This is a genomic window from Kocuria sp. NPDC057446, assembly GCF_042802875.1.
In the GTDB taxonomy this organism is placed as follows: domain Bacteria; phylum Actinomycetota; class Actinomycetes; order Actinomycetales; family Micrococcaceae; genus Kocuria.
In genome coordinates this window covers 1-2,533 of record NZ_JBHVDI010000261.1, presented here as the reverse complement: position 1 = coordinate 2,533, position 2,533 = coordinate 1, and the positions used below count along the sequence as shown (strand labels likewise).

Below are 2,533 nucleotides of genomic sequence, written 5' to 3'. Positions count from 1 at the left end.
CCGGGGCTCAGCCCGGCCCGGGGCCGTCCGCCGTCAGCAGGCGGAGCAGCCGCTCCAGCTCGGCCCGGTCCTCCGGGTCCAGCCGCGAGAAGTACTCGTCGGACTCCCGGCGCCGGTCCTTCCGGACCTGCTCGCGCAGGGCGGCGCCCCGGGGCGTCAGCGCCACCAGGGTGGCGCGCCGGTCGGACGGGTCCGGCACGCGCTCCACGAGCTCCTGGCGCTCGAGCAGGTCCACCACCTCGGTGGCGGACCGGGGGGCGATCCGCAGCGCGTCGGCGAGGTCCTTCACGCGCAGGCTGCCGGACCCGCCGCCGGGGCGGCAGTCCCCGGCCGGGCCGTGCCGGTGCCCCGGTCCGCCGGAGCACCCGGCCAGGGCGTCGAGCGCCCGGAACTGGTGCGGGGTCAGGCCGAAGGGGGCCAGCTGCTCGGCCCAGCCGCGGCGGAGCCGGCGGAAGACGGCGTGCAGCAGGTCCCCCAGCCGGGCCGGATCGGGATCGTCGTAGGGCATGGCGACATCCTACCGCCCTTGCGGGCTACCTCATAGAGAGGTAACCTCCTTGATACTTCCCGAGGAGGACCCATGGCCACGACGTATCGTGCCGCACGCACCGGCGCCCCGGCGCACGACGGCGGGGGCGGCGCCGGGCCGGGCGTCCTGCCCGGTGCCGGGCCCGGCGGTGGCACCGGTGGCGGCCGCACCGCCCGGCCGGACCCCGCGGACCGGAGGCAGCTCGCCCGCCATCCCGTCAGCCCGCGCCGGATCGCGGCCCTGTTCGCCCCGCACCGGGGCACGATCGCGCTCGTCGTCGTGCTCATCACCGCGTCCTCCGTGGTCAACCTCGCCCAGCCGTTCCTGGTCCGCGGCGTCATCGACGACGCCCTGCCGAGCGGCGACACCCGGCTGCTGCTGGTGCTCACCGCCTCGATGGTCGGGGTGGCGGCGCTGACCGCCGTGATCGGCGTGGTCCAGACCTGGCTGGCCACCGCCATGGGGCAGCGGGTCATGCACGCGCTGCGCGTGCAGCTCTTCACCCATCTGCAGGCCCAGTCCCTGGGCTTCTTCACCCGGACCCGGGGCGGGGAGGTGCAGTCGCGGCTCACCCACGACATCGCCGGGATGCAGTCCGTGGTCACGAGCTCCGCCACGGGCGTGGCGTCCAACCTCACCACCGCCGTGGCCACGGCCGTGGCCATGGTGGCGCTGTCCCCGGCGATGAGTCTCGTCTCCCTGGTGGTGCTGCCGCCCGCGATCTGGCTCTCCCGCCGCGTGGCCCTGATCCGCCGGGACGTCACCGACGAGCGCCAGCGGGAGCTCGCAGCGTTGCACACCCAGGTCGAGGAGGGGCTGTCCGTCTCGGGCGTGCGGCTGGCGAAGACCCTGGGCACCACCGCGCGGGACGCGGCCCGCTTCACCGAGCGCTCGGACCGGCTCGTGGGCCTGGAGCTGCGCAGCCAGCTCGCCGGGCGCTGGCGGATGGCCACCATGCAGATCGTCTTCGCCGCGATCCCCGCCGTGATCTACCTGGCCGCGGGCTTCCCCGCCACCAGCGGCGGGATGACCATCGGCACCCTCGTGGCCTTCACCGCCCTGCAGGGGACGATCTTCCGGCCGGTGATGGGTCTGCTGAACATCGGGGTGCAGTGGGTGTCCGCCCTCGCCTTCTTCAGCCGGATCTTCGAGTACCTCGACCTCGAGCCGCAGATCGTCCCGCCCGCCGCGCCCGTCCGGCTGGACCCGGCCGCCGTGCGCGGCGAGGTCCGGTTCGAGGGCGTGGACCACGCCTACGACGACGGCCCCGAGGTCCTGGACGAGCTCGACCTGGTGCTGCCGGCCGGGAGCACCACGGCGGTGGTCGGTCCCACCGGCTCGGGGAAGAGCACCCTCGGCTCCCTGCTGCCGCGGCTCAACGACGTCACCCGCGGCCGGGTGACGATCGACGGCGTCGACGTGCGGGACCTCGACCCGGCGGACCTCGCTTGGATCGTGGGCGTCGTCTCCCAGGAGAGCTACCTGGTGCACGCCACCGTGCGCGCGAACCTGCTGCTCGCCGCGCCGGAGGCCTCCGACGCCGAGCTCTGGGCCGCCCTGGGCGCCGCGCGCATCGCCGACACCGTCGCCGGGCTGCCGGACGGCCTGGACACCGTGGTCGGCGCGCGCGGCCACCGCTTCTCCGGCGGGGAGCAGCAGCGCCTGGCCATCGCCCGGACCGTGCTGCGCAATCCGCCCGTGCTGGTCCTCGACGAGGCCACCAGCGCCCTGGACAACACCACCGAGGCGCAGGTCCAGGAGGCCCTCGACCGGCTGGCCGCCGACCGCACCACCCTGACCATCGCCCACCGGCTCTCCACGGTCGAGAACGCCGACCAGGTCGTGGTGCTGGAGGGCGGCCGCATCGTGGAGCGCGGCACACCGCGCGAGCTGCGCGCGGCCGGCGGCCCCTTCGCCCGCCTGGCCGCACGGACCGGCCGGGACGACGACGCCGGCCCGCGCGCCGACGGCGACTCCGACACTGTCCCGTGACCGGCGGGAGCC

2 protein-coding genes are annotated in these 2,533 nt (G+C 75.6%); one reads left to right on the top strand and one right to left on the bottom strand.

Translation table 11 applies throughout. The features are described from left to right. Positions 1-7 precede the first annotated feature (7 nt). Positions 8-508: a MarR family winged helix-turn-helix transcriptional regulator gene (locus tag ACFU0Y_RS17875; protein WP_380216269.1), complete on the bottom strand. Its 501-nt coding sequence runs from the start codon at positions 506-508 to the stop codon at positions 8-10. A 72-nt stretch (positions 509-580) separates the two neighbouring features. Here ACFU0Y_RS17875 and ACFU0Y_RS17870 point away from each other — a divergent pair, with 72 nt between their 5' ends. Beyond that, on the top strand, positions 581-2,521 hold the full coding sequence (locus tag ACFU0Y_RS17870) for an ABC transporter ATP-binding protein (protein ID WP_380216267.1): 1,941 nt from the start codon (positions 581-583) through the stop codon (positions 2,519-2,521). Positions 2,522-2,533: the final 12 nt, after the last annotated feature.

What these genes read in the sequence shown, in the direction of transcription:
- ACFU0Y_RS17875 (WP_380216269.1), bottom strand. Translation starts at nt 508, where the DNA reads ATGCCCTACGACGATCCCGATCCGGCCCGGCTGGGGGACCTGCTGCAC.
- ACFU0Y_RS17870 (WP_380216267.1), top strand. Translation starts at nt 581, where the DNA reads ATGGCCACGACGTATCGTGCCGCACGCACCGGCGCCCCGGCGCACGAC.